1 protein-coding gene is annotated in these 249 nt (G+C 56.2%); it reads right to left on the minus strand.

Annotated elements, in window-relative coordinates; translation table 11 throughout:
- Positions 1-46 precede the first annotated feature (46 nt).
- Positions 47-249 (minus strand): hypothetical protein (locus F0185_RS34570; RefSeq protein ID WP_223164634.1); only part of this gene is annotated, 203 nt, incomplete at its 5' end.

A 249-nucleotide genomic window follows, 5' to 3' on the forward strand; every position in this document is an offset into this window, starting at 1 on the left:
GCTGGGCGAGGCCAGATTTTGACGATTTCGCAGTGCCAATAGCGAGCTATTGGCCGAGAAAGCGGCGAAATATGGACCGTCCCAGGTATTTTTGCAGCCGACGATCCCAAGTCCGACAGGCTGCTAGCCTGAATGTTTCATAAACTGCCACCGCAGTGCCGGTTCGGCGATACATGAGCTCCCCAGTGACGATCACGATGTCGCGGGCAATAGCCCCCTTACCCGATTGAACGGGACATCGAATGGAGC

Source organism: Massilia rubra, from assembly GCF_011682065.1.
GTDB classification, from domain to species: domain Bacteria; phylum Pseudomonadota; class Gammaproteobacteria; order Burkholderiales; family Burkholderiaceae_D; genus Telluria_A; species Telluria_A rubra.